Source organism: Psychrobacter sp. SC65A.3 (assembly GCF_025642195.1).
Lineage (GTDB): Bacteria > Pseudomonadota > Gammaproteobacteria > Pseudomonadales > Moraxellaceae > Psychrobacter > Psychrobacter cryohalolentis.
In genome coordinates this window covers 311895-330049 of the sequence record NZ_CP106752.1, presented here as the reverse complement: position 1 = coordinate 330049, position 18155 = coordinate 311895, and the positions used below count along the sequence as shown (strand labels likewise).

The 18155-nt window shown below is 41.9% G+C and carries 14 protein-coding genes; 8 read left to right on the top strand and 6 right to left on the bottom strand.

Going from position 1 to position 18155, the window contains the following annotated elements; translation table 11 throughout:
* Positions 1-37: 37 nt before the first annotated feature.
* The 4 genes from OEG80_RS01420 to fadB form a co-directional block, all read right to left on the bottom strand.
* The gene (locus OEG80_RS01420) at positions 38-667 is read right to left on the bottom strand and encodes an HD domain-containing protein (RefSeq protein ID WP_263241399.1); all 630 of its coding nucleotides are present in this window, start codon (positions 665-667) and stop codon (positions 38-40) included.
* Between the two features lie 185 nt (positions 668-852).
* Entirely contained in the window at positions 853-1428 is a 576-nt protein-coding gene (locus OEG80_RS01415) for an isochorismatase family protein (RefSeq protein ID WP_011514535.1), read from the bottom strand.
* 264 nt (positions 1429-1692) lie between these two features.
* A complete protein-coding gene (gene fadA / locus OEG80_RS01410; RefSeq protein WP_149493219.1) occupies positions 1693-2865 on the bottom strand; it encodes an acetyl-CoA C-acyltransferase FadA in 1173 nt (390 codons plus the stop codon).
* Positions 2866-3008: 143 nt separating this feature from the next.
* Positions 3009-5168 (bottom strand): fatty acid oxidation complex subunit alpha FadB, encoded by a 2160-nt coding sequence (fadB, locus tag OEG80_RS01405; protein WP_263241396.1) that lies wholly within the window; start codon positions 5166-5168, stop codon positions 3009-3011.
* Between the two features lie 755 nt (positions 5169-5923).
* Here fadB and OEG80_RS01400 point away from each other — a divergent pair.
* The 3 genes from OEG80_RS01400 to OEG80_RS01390 all read left to right on the top strand — a co-directional run bounded on the left by OEG80_RS01400 (position 5924) and on the right by OEG80_RS01390 (position 9255).
* Entirely contained in the window at positions 5924-6931 is a 1008-nt protein-coding gene (locus tag OEG80_RS01400; protein ID WP_263241395.1) for a polyprenyl synthetase family protein, read from the top strand.
* A gap of 72 nt (positions 6932-7003) precedes the next feature.
* A complete protein-coding gene (locus OEG80_RS01395) occupies positions 7004-7822 on the top strand; it encodes a DUF72 domain-containing protein (protein WP_263241393.1) in 819 nt (272 codons plus the stop codon).
* A 65-nt stretch (positions 7823-7887) separates the two neighbouring features.
* Positions 7888-9255, top strand: a complete 1368-nt coding sequence (locus OEG80_RS01390; RefSeq protein WP_263241391.1) for a hypothetical protein — start codon at positions 7888-7890, stop codon at positions 9253-9255.
* Positions 9256-9365: 110 nt separating this feature from the next.
* On the opposite strand, the gene OEG80_RS01385 is transcribed toward OEG80_RS01390, so the two are convergent.
* A complete protein-coding gene (locus tag OEG80_RS01385; RefSeq protein WP_011514541.1) occupies positions 9366-9995 on the bottom strand; it encodes a superoxide dismutase in 630 nt (209 codons plus the stop codon).
* 459 nt (positions 9996-10454) lie between these two features.
* On the opposite strand from OEG80_RS01385, the gene rdgB reads away from it, so the two are divergent.
* The 5 genes from rdgB (at position 10455) to OEG80_RS01360 (ending at position 16844) form a co-directional block, all read left to right on the top strand.
* Positions 10455-11108: an RdgB/HAM1 family non-canonical purine NTP pyrophosphatase gene (gene rdgB, locus OEG80_RS01380; RefSeq protein ID WP_263241390.1), complete on the top strand. Its 654-nt coding sequence runs from the start codon at positions 10455-10457 to the stop codon at positions 11106-11108.
* A 445-nt stretch (positions 11109-11553) separates the two neighbouring features.
* Positions 11554-12897 (top strand): trigger factor, encoded by a 1344-nt coding sequence (gene tig, locus OEG80_RS01375; RefSeq protein ID WP_194621088.1) that lies wholly within the window; start codon positions 11554-11556, stop codon positions 12895-12897.
* 455 nt (positions 12898-13352) lie between these two features.
* The gene (gene clpP / locus OEG80_RS01370; RefSeq protein ID WP_188018952.1) at positions 13353-14000 is read left to right on the top strand and encodes an ATP-dependent Clp endopeptidase proteolytic subunit ClpP; all 648 of its coding nucleotides are present in this window, start codon (positions 13353-13355) and stop codon (positions 13998-14000) included.
* Between the two features lie 133 nt (positions 14001-14133).
* Complete coding sequence (clpX, locus tag OEG80_RS01365; protein ID WP_020444354.1) at positions 14134-15408, top strand: ATP-dependent protease ATP-binding subunit ClpX; 1275 nt, start codon at positions 14134-14136, stop codon at positions 15406-15408.
* Positions 15409-15860: 452 nt separating this feature from the next.
* Positions 15861-16844: a c-type cytochrome gene (locus OEG80_RS01360; protein ID WP_263241388.1), complete on the top strand. Its 984-nt coding sequence runs from the start codon at positions 15861-15863 to the stop codon at positions 16842-16844.
* A 128-nt stretch (positions 16845-16972) separates the two neighbouring features.
* On the opposite strand, the gene OEG80_RS01355 is transcribed toward OEG80_RS01360, so the two are convergent.
* Positions 16973-18067 (bottom strand): PTS transporter subunit IIC, encoded by a 1095-nt coding sequence (locus OEG80_RS01355; RefSeq protein WP_263241387.1) that lies wholly within the window; start codon positions 18065-18067, stop codon positions 16973-16975.
* Positions 18068-18155: the final 88 nt, after the last annotated feature.

Here is an 18155-nt window from a genome sequence, read left to right as displayed (position 1 = left end):
AAAGACACGCTTTTAGTAATGCGATACTGCTATAAATTTAACCATCAATCAACCAGCCCTGCACGGTGGCAAATTCAATCTGCCGTGCCTGCCACTCATAAATACTCGGAAAGCTGTCTTTAATAAAGGCATGCGCGCCAGCTACTTGCGAGCGCGTAACATTACCCTCAAGCCACGTTTTTCCGTTGGTATTTAAATTAAGCAAAAATGGCAACAAGCGATCAACCACTTTCAGCAGCTGGGTTTCTTTGCTGCTGCCAGTTTCCTGCTCTTCCCAAATCTCATTTAAGTCTTTAATGCCATTACCACGTTCAGCTTGTAAGCGCGCAATGCCAGCGCGTTCTTCAAGATGCGCATCAGTGCGTGTATCGGCATATAAAAAAGTATCACCGGCATCAATCTCGCCTAAGTCATGTACTAGCGCCAGCTTTAGTAACTTTTCATGATTGACATCAAGTTCAAACAATTCAGCGATTGACCAACATGCCATAGCGAGATGCCAAGAATGTTCGGCAGAGTTTTCTAGACGAGTCGTACCCGTCACGTAACTGCGGCGATTTACCCGTTTAAGCGCATCAAGCTCTAACAGATAATGAGTGACATGATCTATATCAATGTTTGAGGCAAGCGTTGGGTTAGTGAATGACATGGAATTAGCTGATGACATAATTTTTCTCTTAATTTTTCTACTAAGGTATAGCGCTTCATTCTACCTTTACGTATAAGCAATTATTATACATTTTATAAACGCTATAAAAGAAGACGCTAACCTATCGTTAATTAGCGTTACCATAAAAATAAAATAGCGCTTATGTTAGTAAGCGCTATTTTATTTTAAATCGAGTAAAAAGACTATTTAATCAAGTTACTAATGGTTTTAAACGCAGGGTCTTTGCTACTACGGCAAAGCTCAAACAGAATGGTTTCAACCGTGGTAATCACCCCACCAGCACGGCGAATACGGCGAATTGCTTGCTTTTTATCATACGGAAAACGCGAACCGACGGCATCACCAATAATAACCGGCTGCATACCATTATCTAGCAAATCAAGTGCGGTTTGTAGCACGCAGACATGTGCTTCTACACCGAATAATAAAATGATGCTTCGATTCTGCTGTGCAAGATGATTCCATGAATCGTCATTGTCGCAGGCACTAAAGGTGACTTTTTCAAAACCTTTAGCATTATCGCCTTCTAATAACTCACAAATTTCAGGCAATGTCTCGCCTAAGCCCTTTTTATATTGCTCATTAAGCATAATGGGAACGTCAAGCGCTTGCAGACCTTTAATCAAAGTCGTTATTTTTTTGAGAATATTTTCATGATCATAGATATGCGGAGTCAGACGTTCTTGGACGTCGATTATCATCGCTTGGGTATTTTCACGGTCAATACGGTAGGTACGATCAGTAATCATGGTGGACATAGTACACTCCTTGTACGGCTAAAGCTGATGGCTCTAAACTGATTTAGAATGAATATCAGACTTAAAATTATAATAATTAATTACTCTCTTATTTAGTCACAGTTTAGCGAATGCGTCAATGGAGATAAGCGATAGTAACAACTTATGACCTTTTTATTCTAAGTAAACCACTATGATTCATAAATACAAAAACCCCCAGTTATGATAACTAGGGGTTCAGATTAGAGCGCTTAACTATTTTAAAATTATTGCAATACTATAGGCTTAAACACGCTCAATAATAGTGGCGATACCTTGACCAAGACCGATGCACATCGTTGCTAGACCGATTTCAGTATCTGATTGCTCCATAGCATTTAGCAAAGTAACCGTGATACGAGCACCAGAACAGCCTAGTGGATGTCCTAGCGCAATTGCGCCACCATTGATGTTGACGATGTCTTGCTTATCAGTCAGGTTCAATGCTTTTAATACTGATAAGCCTTGCGCTGCGAACGCTTCGTTTAGCTCGATGGTTTGCATATCATCAATGCTCATGCCAGCACGTTTAAGTGCTTTTTGCGTCGCAGGTACTGGACCATAACCCATGATAGCGGCATCACAACCAGCAATTGCCATGCTACGAATGCGAGCACGTGGCTTTAGACCTAGTTCTTTGGCTTTTTGCGCGCTCATAATTAGCATTGCTGACGCACCATCAGATAATGCAGATGAGGTAGCAGCAGTTACCGTACCGCCTACTGGATCAAAGGCTGGACGTAGCTTTTGCATTTGCTCCATCGTCGCATCAGGACGAATCACTTCATCGACAGTACATAGTTGCAAGCGACCTACTTCGTCATGACCTTCGATACCGATGATTTCATTGTCAAAACGACCTTCAGTGGTAGCAGCCCATGCACGGCGATGTGACTCAAGACCAAAGGCATCTTGCTCTTCACGGGTGATGTTATTCATACGACCAAGCATTTCAGCAGTCAAGCCCATCATGTTTGAGGCTTTAGCATAATGCTTTGACGCTTCAGGGTTAAGATCAACGCCATGCATCATACCGACGTGACCCATGTGCTCTACACCACCGATGATGAATACATCACCTTGGTTGGTCATGATCTGAGCCGCAGCAGTATGTAGCGCCTGCATAGATGAACCGCATAGACGGTTAACGGTTTGACCGCCAGCAGTCTTTGGAATACCAGCCAGCAGACCGATGTTACGACCGATGTTTAAACCTTGCTCTAGTGTCTGATTAACACAGCCCCAGATGATGTCTTCGACGTCACGTGGGTCAAAATCATTACGCTCAACCAATGCACGTACCAATTCAGCAGACATGCTATCAGCGCGGACATGACGGAACATACCGTTTTTGGTTTTACCCATTGCTGAGCGTACGCCATCTACGATGACCACGTCTTTTGGACTTAAAATTGTCATACTATCTTCCTTTTCAATTTTTATTGTCAGTGGCAGTACCGTAATGCTCGCCTATCTAATTTAGAAGGTTATTGATAATAAATAAATTACCAATCATCTTATCGAGCATGTGTACCGCACTTCATCCTAGTAATGACTACCTATTACGCGGTAGCGTAAAAGGTCTCGCCTGCTACTGCCATATCGCGAATCTTTTGCGGGGCTTCATAGGCTTTGCCAAGGTATGCGTATTTTTCACACAGTGCCAAGTAGTTATCTAGACCCATTTGGTCAATATAACGGCAAGGACCACCGCGGAATGGCGGGAAACCAACGCCCATAATCATCGCCATATCTGCTTCTGACGGCGTGCTGACGATATTGTCTTCTAGGCAACGTACAGTTTCATTACAGAAAGCCAGCATGGTGCGGTCGATAATCGCTTGATCTTCAAACGTTTGTTTGTCGCTATCAGTCGTGGTTTTTAATAACTCATAAGTCGCTTCATCAGCAACTTTTTTAGGCTTGCCGCGTTTGTCCATTTCATACTTATAGAAACCAACGCCGTTTTTCTGACCTAGGCGTTTGTTTTCATATAAATGCTCGATAGCGCCTTTATAATCAGGCTTCATGCGGTCAGGGAAACCTTCTGCCATCACTTCTGCGCCGTGTACGCCAGTATCCAAACCAACGACGTCGATTAGATAGGCAGGACCCATCGGCCAGCCGAATTTTTCCATGACTTTATCGACATGAGCAAAATCAGCACCTTGCTTAAGTAGCAAATCAAAGGCACCAAAGTATGGGAACAATACACGGTTTACCAAGAAACCTGGGCAGTCATTCACGACGACAGGCACTTTGCCCATTTTTGTGGCCAAAGCAACGGTCGTTGAAATAGCTTCTTCAGATGACTTCTCACCGCGAATAACTTCTACTAGCGGCATACGGTTTACTGGGTTGAAAAAATGCATACCAACGAAGTTTTCTGGACGCTCAAGCGCTTCAGCTAAGAAAGTAATAGAAATCGTTGAAGTGTTTGACGCTAGGATACAATCGTCTTTTACTAGACCTTCTACTTCTTTAAGAACCGCACGCTTCACGTTTGGATTTTCTACGACTGCTTCGATGACGATATCAGTTTCAGCAAAATCGCCATAGTTTAGCGTTGGACGGATACGACTTAACGTTTCGCCCATTTTTGCTGGGGTCATTTTGCCGCGATCGACCATTTTGCCAAGTAATTTGCTGGCTTCACCCATACCAAGGTCTAATTGCTCAGACTTGATATCTTTCATAATGATTGGCAAGCCTTTGCTGGCTGCTTGATAAGCAATACCGCCGCCCATGATACCAGCGCCCAATACAGCGGCTTCATTGATTTCATGTGCTTTTTTGCTGTGCTGTTTGGCTAACTTTTTAACCAATTGGTCGCTTAAGAATAAACCAACCAAGCTTTCTGCTTGTGGGGTTTTCGCCGCTTTTGCAAAACCTGCCGCTTCTACTTCAATCGCTTTATCACGTGGTAAGTTAACGTGTTTTTCGATAGCAGCGATAGCTAATGCTGGCGCAGGATATTGCTTAGGATTGGCTTTGGCAAAGATCATACCTTTTGCACTGTTAAATGCCATCGCTTGTTCAAGCTGATTTAGCTTAACAGGAACGAGCTTTTCTTCTCGTTTCGCTTGCCAATCAAGCTCACCTGAGATACATTTTTTGACCAAATCAATGGCAGCATCTTGCAAGTCATCAGCAGCAACAGTCGCATCAACCAAGCCTAGTTTTAGTGCATCGAGTGCTTTCTTTGGTGTACCAGTTGCAATCAGCTCAAGCGCATTATCAATACCAATCACACGCGTACTACGAACCGTACCACCAAAGCCTGGGAAGATACCCAATTGAGTTTCTGGTAAACCGATGATGGCTTTGTCGCTCATGACGCGGTATTCACAAACTAAGGTCATCTCACAACCACCGCCAAGCGCTGCGCCATTGATAGCAGCTACTTTCGGGAAAGGCAAATCTTCAAAGCGATTGAAGGCGTCATTGATATTAATAACCCAATCTTTGATTTCTTCTTCTGATTGCTTAAAAGAAGCCACAAACTCTGTGATATCCGCACCAGCAATAAAGACGCCTTTGCTTGACGTGACGATTAAGCCTTTAACGTCATCCGCTTTTTCTAACGCATTAACAACTTCAGCAAACTGCTTATTGGTCTCAGTGTCAAACTTGTTCACGCTCTCATTTTCGGCGTTGTATTGCATGTTGGCGATGCCATCCTCTAGCATTGTCACCGTAATGCGATTTCCTTGGTATACCATTTGGAACTCCTTGCTATATAACGAAAGCTACGTTTTAAAATTAAAAGTTTTAAAATTGAAGTACATAGCCAGTTATTGTTAGAAAAATGGGTAATAGCACCGTTAACCTGCCCTTTTATCATAATCAACAATGATGACGTCATCGTGATAATGGGGATAAAAGTTAGTCAGATTAAACAGTGCCGATGTCTTTATTATTCAGCGCTTATGCCTGTACCTTTATAGCTATGTACTGGTGTTCTATGTACTTATATTATATTACTACTATTGTAACTATTGACTGAGATTTGGTTTTATAGTCGTTTTTCGATTGATAAATGGTGTAAAACCTCAGTTATCAATCGCTAGACCAATTTCACGCCAATTAGTGTAGGGGATTATGCCCCCGACTGTCACAAGCTAATACCATACTCGCAAGTCACTCTTAAATCCACAGCAGCCCTTTACCTGACTAGCAATCTGCCTTAAGTGATTGTTTGTATACTGGAATTAGACCGTGGTGATTAACCTTTAAATGCAGCCTCTTATCAAAACATATTTAACCACTAAGTTAAATCGCCAATGCGTAACGAGGGCTTGTTGCATTATTTCATGCCGCTTTTCATATTAAGCTTTCTGTTTTTGATATCAAACCTTCTATTTTTAATATACAACTTTAAAAAATACATTAGGGATTATGCATGTGGCATAAGGAATATAATCTATCATGTTACACTAACGATATTTTTATTATTCACCTGATAGAAGGTTGGGTTATGTCTGTTTCTTCTACGTCGAGCGTTGCTCCTATTAGCTTTATCCCTTTTAATAGCACAGAGCAGTTTCACCATGAGGTGCGCGCGCAATTAGCCAAAGATATCGAAGTGTTATTTGATTACGCTGAGCTGCCAAGCCCGCTGCTTGACGCTTGCCGCTATGTAATGACAGGTACAGGGAAATTGGTACGTCCACTACTGGTTGCCAGCGCTTTTTCCAGCACTTATAGCCATAATGACACAATCGCCGATAAAGACAATGCCTTGGCATCTTTGTTAGAAAACGACTCAGATTATGATATGTGCCGCCGTGCAGCGTTGGCGGTGGAGCTGCTGCATACTTATTCGCTGGTGCATGATGACTTGCCATGTATGGACGATGACGAGCTGCGCCGTGGTCAGCCAACTGCTCATATTGTCTTTGAAGAATCAACCGCCCTGCTCGCAGGTGACGTATTACAGACGCTAGCCTTTGAAGTATTGACTGCGGAGCTGCCAACCTTTGCACCTTTTGATTCAGCTATCGCAAGTCAGTTATTTGCTATCTTTACCCCGCGTGCACGGCGCATGGTATCGGGTCAAATGCTCGATCTGAATGCTGAAGCCAGTAACGACATCACACAAGATGATTTAGAAGCCATTCACCGTGATAAAACCGGCGCATTAATTGAAGCGGCGATGTTGATGGGCGGTATCTGTGCTGGCGCGACGGCTCCGCAGCGCATGGCTCTACAAGAGTGTGCACAGCATATTGGTCTCGCCTTTCAGGTTCAAGACGATATTTTAGACGTAACTACCTCTACTGATACCCTTGGCAAACCTGCTGGCAGCGATGAAAAATTAGACAAATCTACCTATGTAAAATTGATGGGTGTCAATAATGCGACAAGCTATGCGCAATCACTATTTGATGACGGGCGTGCAGCCATTTCTCGTGAGCTTGACGACAGCTCAGACACTGATGCGCTGATGGCACTTATCGAATGGCTTTGGGCACGTAAGAAATAGCTAAATAAGGAATAAGCTTAGAAACAACAAGCCCAATATTTTAATCATTAAAAACAGCAAAGGGTGATCAACATGGATAGTGCCCCTACTCCGCGTATTTACCTCGGTACTGGCGGTTATAGCGATACCGATTTACTCAGTACGCTGTATCCAACGGGTACCAAAAAAACGGACTTTTTACGTGAATACGCCAAACAATACGGCGCAGTTGAGATTAATAGTACTTTTTACGCACCTATTGGACAAAAAGCCTTTGCTGGTATGGTCGATAAAGCCTATGTGCAAGCAGACAGTGAGTTGAAGTTCGCCGTCAAACTGCATCAAGACTTTACCCATGCGCGTAAAGGCACAGCCGAACACGCCCAAGCATTTCTTACTGCCCTCACGCCACTTATCGAAGCCAACGCTCTCGCGCCACTACTACTGCAATTCCCACACGGCTTTGACCGTACCCGCGAGCATCGTCTATATCTGGCAAACCTTGTCAGTTGGTTTCAAGATTATCCACTAGCCGTTGAGTTTCGCCATAATGGCTGGCATACCCCGCAAGTGGTTGATAGTTTTGTTAAACAAGGCTTGATTTGGTGTAGCGTCGATTACCCCAAAGTCAGCGGTCTACCACCGTCACGATTGATATTTACCGAGCGAACTGGCTATCTACGGATGCATGGTAACAATCTAAACTGGTGGGATGCGATGAGTGCCGCTGACCGTCATGATTATCGCTACAGGGAGGCGGAAATGCAGTATTGGGCGCAAGCAATTGCCAATCAGAGTCAGCATTTTGATACGCTATATATCTTCTTTCAAAACACCGTCAATGCGCATGCTTATTATAATATTGCGATGTTGCGTGAGGCGTTGGGTAAGTTTGGGTTTGAGGTGTTGTAGCGTTACTAGCACAACAATAAATTAATAACATATAGTTGAAACATTAGTAGAAGGAATAACGAGAAATGCCCCATTTACACGATATGGAAGAATTGATAAGTAGCATCGAAGATAATCAAGTTAAAGATTACATGAAAGAAGCTATGTCTTGTTATATGGCTAATGCATATAGAGCTTGTATTGTATTAACATATTTGGCTCTTTTTGATGATATCGTTAAAAAGCTTGGGGAACTCGGTAAAGTAAATAAGAAAGCGAAAAAGATACATGACGAGGCTCAGAACAAAATGAATGAGCAAGATGTGTATGAAAATTTTTTAATTGAACAGCTCTCTTCAAATTCATTACTTCCTACACTTGATACTAACTTCCTTGATATTATCCGACAATTAAGAAATAAATCAGCACACCCTTCTGGTCATAGCGCTTCAGCAGAAGAAGCTAGATTCGTATTCTATGAATCTATAAATCGCTTTTTATCCAAACCAATTCTCACTACTACTCAGCTTGTAGATAATATACTTGCTCGTCTAGATGATAAATATTTTTTCCCATCTACAAATATAACGAAAACATCTGCTATCGTGAAAAGAGAAATATCAAATCTTCATAATGAGACTTACCCCTACCTTATTAACAAACTTTTAGATAAATATCTGAGTAGCAGTCCGCAGGTTAAGACAAATGCTGCCTTCTTTTTGACTGGACTTGCATATTTAAAAAATAACGAATCGTCATCCTCTATAATAAAATATGTAATAGATTCAAAATGCTCAGACTCAAAATGCTCAAATCTTATACTGAGACTCATATCAGCTAATGGCTCACTTTTATTAAATTTAGAAACAACTACTTATGATAGATTAAGGTCAGTCATCTCTGAGAGAATAAAAAATGTAGATATATCATATAAAGATTCAAAATTCTCTCACCCATCCAAAGTTTTGAGCTCTATCCTACAAGCTTGTGGTGAAGATTTTATGCTTGCTAAATTTAAATCTCCATTAATAGAGTTGTTTCAAAAAAACATTTTTAGTATTAGTTTTATTGTACATATGAATAGTCATCCAGAAATAGTAAAAATCTATCTCAAAGAAGCTTGTAAAAAAGCAGGGTCATTCACTTATGATGAAGCAAATTATTTCTCAAGAAACATATACGATGTTGATGAGCACTTATCCTCATTCTTATCTGGAAGACAAGCATTTTTGATTATAGCTCATATATCCAAAGCTGCTGATAATGGAGCAAATGAAGCTAAATCATTAAGGGTATCAAACTTCTCATCAATCCCTGAACTCAAGGAAGCTGCTATCGAATATATTAAATCTAATAAAAAAGCAGCTCAATCTAATTATCAGAAAATTACAGGTAATGAGGATGGCTTCGATATTCTAGTTAAGAATTTTCTTTTAAACAACTTAGAAATTTAATTTCAATAAACTGCTTTATTACTCTCTAAAGCTAATTAACAGCTCATATAAACAAAAAAAAGGACGCCTCTCAGCGTCCTTTTTCAAATCAAATACCTAGTGGTTAAAGATTACTCTTCAACACCAGCGTCTTGACCTTTATATTTTGCGTTTGCGTAGTCCCAGTTCACTAGCTTGTCTAGGAACGTGTCAACATAGTCAGGACGACGGTTACGATAATCGATGTAGTAAGCATGTTCCCATACATCACAAGTTAATACCGCGATTTGGTCATGTGCAAGTGGCGTGTCAGCGTTAGCAGTTTTGGCGATAGACAATTTGCCACCGACTTTATCAGCCACTAACCATGCCCAACCTGAACCAAACTGAGTCAATGCTGCATTTTTGAACTCTTCACGGAACTTGTCATAGCTACCGAAATCTTCTTCGATTTTCGCTTTCAAGTCACCAGTAGGTTCGCCGCCGCCGTTTGTTGGCGTCATGCAGTTCCAATAGAACGTGTGGTTCCATACTTGGGCTGCTTGGTTAAACATACCTTGCTTGCTGTCATCTTTAGCCGTTGCTATGATGATTTCTGACAACGTTTTGTCTTCTAGACCAGAACCTGGTAGCAATTCATTAAGCTTAGTCACGTATGCATTGTGATGCTTATCATGATGGAACTCTAAAGTTTCAGCACTGATGTGCGGCTCTAAAGCATCTTTTGCATATGGTAGGTCTGGTAAAGTAATCTTTGACATAGTTATTTTATCCTTGCTGTTTTAACTGTTATTTTATGGAAACTGAATTTTACGCTATTTTTAACACGCAAAAAACCCTATAAAATAGCTGGCTAAATTGGCTGAGTTTATTGTTTAAAATGAATTTTATCGATTAATACATTGTATTGCTGAACACAGTATCACGTATTATTATGAATCCAAAATTAACTATTATTCTTTTCTTGCTCTTGGCTCAAAAGCCAAACACTTGACTTTGTCAGCCTTTATTAACCAAATATTCACAAGCTATAAGATATAATTCACTGTAGCTTGGCAGCTATTATAGCAATAGTGGCGACAAATACCAGTTACCAAATGTTATGCAAAGCGCAATCAGTATTGCTTGCGAACAGCAAACAAAAAAATTATAAAAATAGCACCTTAATATGAATCACCCTCTTTTTTATTTAGACTTAATTACATGACGGAATATCAACTATGAGTGCTACCAGTACATCGCGACCCTTGACCCAATCTACATCTTACAAGCAATGGGTACTCGCCAGCAATAATAAAGGCAAGCTTGCTGAGTTCACAAGACTATTTGCAGAAGCAGATTTGGATGTGACGATTGTCCCTCAAGGTCAGCTCGATATCGACGATGCAATTGAAGATGGCTTGAGTTTTATCGAGAATGCCATTATAAAAGCCCGTCATGCTAGCCGTATTAGTGGATTGCCTGCGATTGCCGACGATTCTGGACTTTGTGTGCCAGTACTGGGTAATGCACCCGGTATTTTTTCGGCGCGCTATGCCGGTGAGCATGGTAACGATAGTAAGAATAATGAAAAGCTTATCGCTGACTTGCAGCCTATCCGCGCAGCACAGCCTGATACTGCTATTAAGGGCATGTTCGTTTGCGTACTAGCAATGGTGCGCCATGCTGATGATCCGCTACCGATTATCGCGCAGGGTTTATGGCACGGTGAGATTTTAGAGTTGCTACATGGTGATGGTGGCTTTGGTTATGATCCACTGTTCTGGTTACCAGAGCTGCACGCGACGGCGGCAAGCCTCAGCGCTGCGGATAAAAATAGCATCAGCCATCGCGGTCAGGCGATTAAGCAGTTATTGGCGCAATTGCCTTCATAAGACGTTTATCTCTTGTAGTTATCCAATTTGATGCCATTTAATCCTCGACCAGTCAATCAGGCGCAGACATATAAGACGTACTTTAAATGAGATCACTGATATAGTAAATTGATACCGCGTAGACGACAAAACAGATAATTTTTACTTTAATAAACAGATAGATTATACTGTTCTACTTTTAAAATTTTGTTGAAAGCCGTTAATTGTCTGTATTATTCGCCAAAAAGCGTTATTATGCGACCTATTGACGGTTTATTATTGATATTTGATAGTATCGACTAAGATTAAATATGTCGTTTTTCAGAGCCAGCAGCGATTGCTAAAGGCATTGATTTGAGAATGACTTGCTATCACTATCCCCTATTTATTCCAACGGCAACCAGTCGTAAACGCCCGTATTTTGAGGCATGGTTGTCTATTATTTAATCCTAAAGGTGTAATGATCATGGCTACAGATTTACAAGTCACAACCAACAAGCTATCTAACAAAGAAACTCAGTTAACGGTTAAAGTACCCGTTGAAAAGATTCAAAACAAAGTTGAAGGCCGTATTCGCCAAGTAGCGAAAACTGCCAAGATTGACGGTTTCCGTAAAGGTAACGTCCCTATGTCACACATCCGCTCTCAGTACGGTGCTGGCATTCAACAAGAAGTTATCAACGATGTGATCCGTGATACTGTTTTTGAAGCGATCAAATCTGAAGACATCCGCGCTGTTGGCATGCCTAACATCGACGACGTAAAACTTGAAGATGATTTCTTGGTTTATCAAGCGACTGTTGAAATCTTCCCAGAAGTAGACGTACAAGGTATTGATGAGATCGAAGTTGAGCGTCATACTGCCAAGGTTGATGAAGCTGACGTTGACACCATGATCGAAAACCTACAAAAGCAACGTGAAGAATTCGTTGAGAAAAAAGGCATGGCTGCGAAAGACAACCAAGTGACTTTTGACTTTGAAGGTTCTATCGACGGCGAAAAATTCGAAGGCGGCTCTGCTGAAGACTTCAAATTGGTTATCGGTAGCAACCAAATGATTCCTGGCTTTGAAGCGGGTATCAAAGGCATGAAAGCTGGCGAAGAAAAAATCATCGAAGTGACTTTCCCAGAAGATTACCAAGCTGAAAACCTAGCGGGTAAAGAAGCTCAGTTCAAAATCAACGTAAAACTGGTTGAAAAATCTAAGCTACCTGAAATCGACGATGCGTTCCTAGAGCTATTCGGCGTAAAAGAAGGCGGCGTTGAAAAACTAAAAGACGACGTACGCAAAAATATGGAACGCGAAATCAAAAACGCTGCGCGTAGCCAAGTTAAGCAAGCGACTTTTGACGCATTGCTAGAAAAGAATGAGTTTGACGTACCAAACGCTATGCTAGAGCAAGAAATCGAGCGTCAACGCAACATGATGATGCAACGTTTTTCTCAGCAGTTCGGCTCTAATGCTGAAAGCTTCGATAAAGACATGCTACCAAATGAGCTATTTGAAGAGCAAGCGCTACGTGCTGCCCGTCTTGGCATCATCGTTGCTCGTGTTATCGATACCAAAGGCTTAGAAGTAGATCAAGCACGCGTTGAGACATTCATCAAAGAAGCGGCTGAAAACTACGAAGATCCAAGCGAGGTAATCGAGTATTACACCACTGATAAGCAGCAGCGCGCTAACATTGAGTCTGTGGTACTAGAAGACCAAGTGGTTGATTATCTAATCGAGCAAGGTAAAGTAACTGATAAAGAAGTGAGCTACCAAGACTTGCTAGCTGCTCAGCAACAACAGCAGCAAGCGATGTAATCTAGCTAGCTCTTTGCCATTAACTGGTACTGACTGCTAAGATTGCTCTAAAAATGCCCTGACAAATTTGTTAGGGCATTTTTATTGGGGGCTTATATGCTATCTTTATGGATAGATTATAGACAGCACCCTTGATAAGTGGGCACAAACGCCCTATTAATAGGAAGTCATTTATCATTTGTCACATTAAAAAGTTACTATTACTCTGATAAAAAAGTTACCATTGGCTCAATTATTTTAAGCTAATAGCCTTTATTACCGCTATTTATCAACTATTGATGCGATACCCGTCTCATTTAGCGTAATAGGTTTTATTATAAACCGACAATGTTTACAATGATAAACACCAATAAAAATTTAACGATTTTCTACTTTTTATCTTCTATCTTTATAAACAGGATATTTTTATGACAGATTATGATCGCATCACTGCCAACCCGCATTTTGATATGCTGATGAGCGCACACACTACTGCCCAGAGCGCACAGTATAGTCAAAGCGCAACCCAAGCAGCATTAGTTCCTATGGTAGTTGAGCAATCAGCTCGCGGCGAACGCTCGTTTGATATTTTCTCGCGTCTACTACGTGAGCGCGTTATCTTTTTGACCGGTCAAGTCGAAGACCATATGGCCAATCTTATTGTGGCGCAGCTGCTATTTTTGGAAGCCGAAAACCCTGATAAAGACATTCATTTATATATCAACTCACCAGGCGGCTCGGTCAGTGCTGGTTTGGCCATTTTTGATACGATGAACTTTATCAAACCTGAAGTATCAACCATCTGTATGGGCGGTGCGTATAGCATGGGCTCATTCCTGCTGGCTGCTGGTGAAAAAGGCAAACGCTATGCCCTAGCCAATGCTCGCGTCATGATTCATCAACCTTCAGGCGGCGCGCAAGGACAAGCAACAGATATCGAAATCAATGCACGTGAAATCCTAAAAACTCGTGCGCGCTTAAACGAGATTTTGGCTGAGCGTACGGGTCAGCCAGTAGACAAAATTGAAAAAGACGTCGAGCGTGATTATTGGTTAGATGCTAAAGAAGCCAAAGAATATGGTCTGATCGATGAAGTATTAGAGCGTCGTCCTGCTTCTTTATAATAGCCAGTCTATGAGCAGCTGTATCGATGTAGCTAGTAGCGCGGCTTATGCTTAAGTGCTCTATATTAGGTACTTAAGCGTTGATACACACATCAGAATATTTATAAGTATAAAATTTTAGGAGTGCCTGTATATGGCAGAAGATAACACCCCGCAGTGCTCGTTTTGCGGCAAAGAAAAAAGTGAAGTGAAGCAGCTGATTGCCGCTGACGATGCCAATATTTGTAATGAATGTATTGAGCTATGTACAGACCTTATCGCCGACAGTGACGAACATGGTGATGACGATAGCGATATTGATACCTCTTGGGTCAATAAAAAACTGCCAACACCAAAAGAATTGCGCGCCAAGCTTGATGAATACGTCATCGGTCAGGATGCTGCTAAGAAAGCTTTGGCTGTTGCCGTTTATAACCATTATAAGCGTCTAAAAGTTAGCCAAACTTTAGCCAATGATAGCAAAAAAGCTAAAATTGGCGCTGATGATGCAATGGTAGAATTGGCAAAGAGTAATATTTTGCTGATTGGTCCAACAGGTTCTGGTAAGACTTTACTTGCGCAAACGCTAGCACGTCTACTTGATGTTCCTTTTGCGATGGCGGATGCCACGACTTTGACCGAAGCCGGTTATGTTGGTGAAGACGTTGAAAACATCGTACAAAAGCTATTACAAGCATCAGATTATGATGTTAGTAAAGCGGAGCAAGGCATCATCTATATTGATGAGATTGATAAAATCAGCAAAAAAGGTGATAACCCTTCTATCACGCGTGATGTATCGGGTGAAGGCGTACAGCAAGCATTGCTAAAACTTATCGAAGGTACGGTCGCGGCTATTCCGCCACATGGTGGTCGTAAGCATCCGCAGCAAGAGTTGATCCAAGTCGATACCAGCAATATTTTGATTATCGTTGGTGGTGCGTTTGCCGGTCTTGATAAAGTCATTCAGCAGCGTACTGAAAAAACAGGCATTGGCTTCAATGCTGATGTCAGCTCAAAAGATGATAGTCGTCGTAGCTCAGAACTACTGCAACAAGTAGAGCCTGAAGATTTGATCAAGTTTGGACTTATTCCGGAGCTTATCGGTCGTCTTCCAGTACTTGCTGCGCTTACAGAGCTAGACGAAGATGCATTGGTTCAGATTTTGACGGAACCTAAGAACGCCTTGGTTAAGCAGTATAAGTATCTGTTTGATATGGAAGGCGCTGACATTACGTTTACCAAAGAAGCGCTTGATGCGATTGCTAAAAAAGCGATGGCACGCAAAACCGGTGCTCGTGGACTGCGCTCTATCGTTGAAAATGCTTTGTTAGAGACGATGTATGAGCTGCCTTCTATGAAGGATGCTAAGACCGTACTCGTTGATGAGCAAGTGATTAACGAAGGCAAGACGCCTGAAATTGCTTAACTGTTAACTTGCTACATCACTCGTTTTAATTAGCGAGCAGTTACGTTAAAATTTAAAAAAAGCGCTCAAACATGATTTATGTTTGAGCGCTTTTTTATGCTAAATACAAGGACTTCAGTTTAAAAGAAGCAACGAAACACTGATGTTATGGCTTCTGTTTTCAATTTTAAAACACTTTACGTATTTGTATTTGATACACTAATGTTACTAGCAACTTACCGCTTCATTCTTTGTTATATTTCAAGCGCTAGAGTTAAGCTGCTGAGCAACTAAGATTGCCTCAAAGACTCGATATTACGTGTTATTTTTATGCTGTTCTAAAGATTATCCTTATTTTTACTGCTCTTAGCCTTTTACTGACACAAAATATCGAGTTGGTTTTACCATTATGGCACCTAAACTAGCATATAAATTTAAATTTCTATATTACTTTTTAAAATAAGGATATTCCTATGAAAACGCTCCCATATCCTAAGCGCTCCGTTTTGATAGCCACTATGTTTGCCATTAGTGCTGTCGGTATTACTGGTTGTAGCGATCACACTGAAACCAAAGCCGTTGACCGTGTCGAAGAAGCAGCAGCATTGGCACGAGTAAAAGATCTCGAAGCACGCGCTGAAGCGATCAAAAGTAACATGCCAGCTGCCAATGACATAACTGCGACCGCAGGTGGCACTGATACGGCAAGTGGCAAGCCTACTATTAAGATGCCAGATGAATCTACGATTCCAGATGATGAGTTTGGTGCCGCTGTGCGTCGCGGCTTACAAATTGCCAATCACACTTATAAAGAGATGCCAAATAACGTTGGTAATCAGCTGAACTGTACCAGCTGTCACCTTGGCAATGGTTCAGAGGCTTATGCCGCGCCTTGGAACAATATGCCCAGTGTCTATCCTATCTATCGTACGCGCGCAGGTCGTGTCAATACGATACAAGAACGTATTAACGGCTGTTTTGAGCGTTCGATGAACGGTAAGGCACTTGATCTTGGTTCAGATGATATGAACGCGATGGTGGCTTACATGAGCTGGTTGTCGCAAGACATGCCATTTGGCGTATCGCCTGAAGGTCGCGGTTTTGTCAAAGTGGATAAAAACCTCGAGCCAAACACTGACAATGGCAAAAAGCTATTTGCAGAGAAGTGTAGCGTTTGTCATGGTGCAACTGGTGAAGGTCAGTATAACGACGATGGCACTTACGTTTATCCTGCTGTCGCTGGTGAAAAGTCATTCAATGATGGTGCTGGTATGGCACGTACCTATACGGCTGCGGCATTTATCAAAGGCAAAATGCCCTTTGGTCAAGGTAATACGTTAACTGACCAAGAAGCCGTCGATATTGCTGCTTACTTTACTCACTTGCCACGTCCGGTAAAAGCCAATAAAGACAAAGATTGGCCAAAAGGCGACGCCCCTAAAGATGTACGTCGCTAATTTAAAAATGTTATAAATGCTAGAAGAACGAAAAGCCCAGTTATCTTAAATAACTGGGCTTTTTGATTTTCCTGAGTTCTTCCTTAAATCTTAGTTTTTAAGGAATGCTGCTTATTTTTCAATGGATACTAAGGCAGTTTCATATCGCCATCGACCAACCAGCCAAATCGACGCATCATATAAGCCACAACGCCAGCAATCACAGCAGGCAATATAAACATCAATAAAATAATCGCCGTCCATAATTGACCAGTACTCATAATATCTTTTGACGCTTCAATCACGCCAAATACGCCAACCAGTCCTGCAGTTCCCATACCTGCGCCTGTAGCCGTACATGCTAGCTCAAAGCCGACGGTCGCTATCGGACCAACGATAGCACTTGCTATAACAGCCGGTAATAAAATAATGGGTTTTCTGAGCACATTAGGGATTTGTAGCATACTAGTGCCTAAACCCTGAGACACAACCCCACTTATGCCGTTGTCCTTAAAACTGGCGACGGCAAAGCCAATCATATGTGCCGCGCAGCCTACCACTGCCGCCCCACCTGCAACTCCGCCAAGTCCAATAGCAATACAAATCGCCGCACTCGATGTCGGCATCGTTAGCAATATGCCAACGACGACAGCAATCACGATTCCCATTAATAACGGTTGTAATGTGGTTGCCGCTTGAATCCCTTGACCAATGGCATTGACCGCAGCAACAACAGGAGGATTGAGCAGCGCACATACCGCTAATGCCACCGCGCAGACCAGTAAAGGTACCAGTAGAATATCGAGCTTGGTCTTGCCTGCAACCCATGTACCAGCGCGATAGGCAAAAACTGACGCCAAATATGCACCGATTGGATTACCCGGTAGCGCAGCAAAGGTTGCCGGACCTGCTTCTTGAGCAATAAATAGATTACCTGCCATTAATGCTTCAGAGTGAGCGCCCAACATACCAGCGACCAAGCAGCTAAGCATTACCAAAGTTGGCGCTTTTAGATAATAAGCAATGCCGACACCGATGCCCGCGCCCATTAACACAGATGCCAATTTTCCGACGGCAATCAGTGTTGGAAGATTTAGCCAGCCACCGATTTGCGAGATGATAAGACCCGCTATTAAGGTGACAAAAAGCCCCAAAGCCATACCAGTAAATGCATCAATAAAGTATTTTTGAAAAAATGCTTTAAAAGGACTTTGCGTGGTTACTGCTGAATTAGATACCGTCATAGCGATACTCTCGGTTAGTGTGGCAATAAAAAATTTCAATATAGTGGGTTAAGCTTAGAAAAAATACGCCGCTATTAGCAAAAAAAAC